The sequence below is a fragment of the Paraburkholderia hiiakae genome, assembly GCF_904848665.1.
GTDB classification, from domain to species: domain Bacteria; phylum Pseudomonadota; class Gammaproteobacteria; order Burkholderiales; family Burkholderiaceae; genus Paraburkholderia; species Paraburkholderia hiiakae.
Genome location: NZ_CAJHCQ010000053.1, coordinates 1 through 1,689, shown reverse-complemented (window position 1 = coordinate 1,689; position 1,689 = coordinate 1). Strand labels below are relative to the sequence as shown.

The following is a 1,689-nucleotide window of genomic DNA, read 5'->3' as shown; positions in this document are numbered from 1 at the left end:
TTATCGACATTTTTAATGTTAGGGCTTTTTTGAAATGTCCGGTTCTGGCTCATTAGAAATGTCCGATTCCTGCCCTGGTTGACGCGCACGCTCGCGTGAGGCGTCGACCAGGGGCGAACCATGAACGGACGTGAGCTGATCACGGCAAGCATGCGCGAACTCGAGCGGGTCAAGGTCATTGAGGCGGTCATTGAAGGCCGCCTGCGGTGTTTTCAGGCGGCTGAGCGGCTGCAGCTCAGCGAGCGGCAGATCAGCCGGCTGTGCCGGCGCTATGAGGCCGCAGGCCCGGCCGGGCTGGTCTCGGCGAAACGCGGACGGCCGAGTAACCGGGAACTGTCCGTCGATCTGCGGGCTCGGGCCATGGCGCTGGTACGTGAGCGTTACGCCGATTTCGGGCCAACGCTGGCGTGCGAGAAGCTGGCTGAATGTCACGGGATCGCGCTGGCCAGGGAGACCGTACGTCGATGGATGCGCGATGCGGGTCTGTGGATTCCGCGCGCGCAGCGTCCGCCGAAGGTCTACCAGCCACGGGCCCGACGCGCGTGCCTGGGCGAACTGGTGCAGATCGACGGCAGCGATCACCGCTGGTTTGAGGAGCGCGCACCGGCCTGCACACTGCTGGTGTATGTGGACGACGCGACGAGCCGCCTGATGCACCTGCACTTCACGCAGACCGAATCGACCTTCAGCTATTTCGAGGCGACGCGTGCGTACCTGGAGCGTCATGGCAAGCCGGTGGCGCTGTACAGCGACAAGGCAAGTGTGTTCCGCAGTGTCAGGGCCCACGAGACCGGGCGCAGCGTGACGCACTTCGGACGCGCGATGTACGAACTGAACATTGAGACGTTCTGCGCCAATAGCAGTTCGGCCAAGGGCCGTGTGGAGCGCGCGCACCTGACGCTGCAGGATCGCCTGGTGAAGGAACTGCGCCTGCGCGGCATCAGCACGGTGGCGGGCGCGAATGCGTATGCGCCTGCCTTCATGGCGGCCTATAACGTGCGCTTTGCGAAGCCGTCCAGGAGCACGTTCAACGCGCACCGGCCGTTGCGTGCGGACGAGGATCTGGACGCCCTGCTCACCTGGCGCGAAACGCGGCGTGTGACGAAGTCGCTCACGGTGCAGTATGACCGCGTGATGTACCTGCTCGACGATACGCCGCAGAACCGGAAGCTGGTGCACCGTTACATCGAGGTCTGGGAGTATCCGGATGGGCGCATCGAGATCCGCGCCGAAGGTCGCGTGTTGCCATACCGCGAGTATGACCGGCTCACCGAGGTGGACCAGGGCGCGGTAGTCGAGCACAAGCGGCTCGCGCATGCGCTCGCGGTGGCGCAGGAACTGCAGGCGCAGCGCGACGACCGGCGCGCCTCGGGCTCGCCCTCACGCACGAATCGCGGCATCGCAGTGCGCAAGGCTGAACGGGTGCCGGGCACGAAGAAGACGCGCGAGTTCACGCAGGCGGATATGGAAGCAGTGATCGTGAAACTGACACAGGCCCCAGAGCCAGATTCAAAACCTGGCCGGAGGTCTGCGAGGGTTCGCTGAACGCACACCACCGCCCTGCTGATCCAGACGCTATCCTTCAACACGGAATGGAGATCAAACCCGGGAAAGACAGAAGCAAACCTCTCTAAAACCGGACATTTCTATTGAGCCGGAGACCAGACATCTCTATCTGGCCATGACATT

General features: G+C 63.4%; 1 protein-coding gene. It reads left to right on the top strand.

Annotated elements, in window-relative coordinates; translation table 11 throughout:
* Positions 1-120: 120 nt before the first annotated feature.
* Positions 121-1,545: an ISNCY family transposase gene (locus JMY28_RS38755; protein WP_201701145.1), complete on the top strand. Its 1,425-nt coding sequence runs from the start codon at positions 121-123 to the stop codon at positions 1,543-1,545.
* Positions 1,546-1,689: the final 144 nt, after the last annotated feature.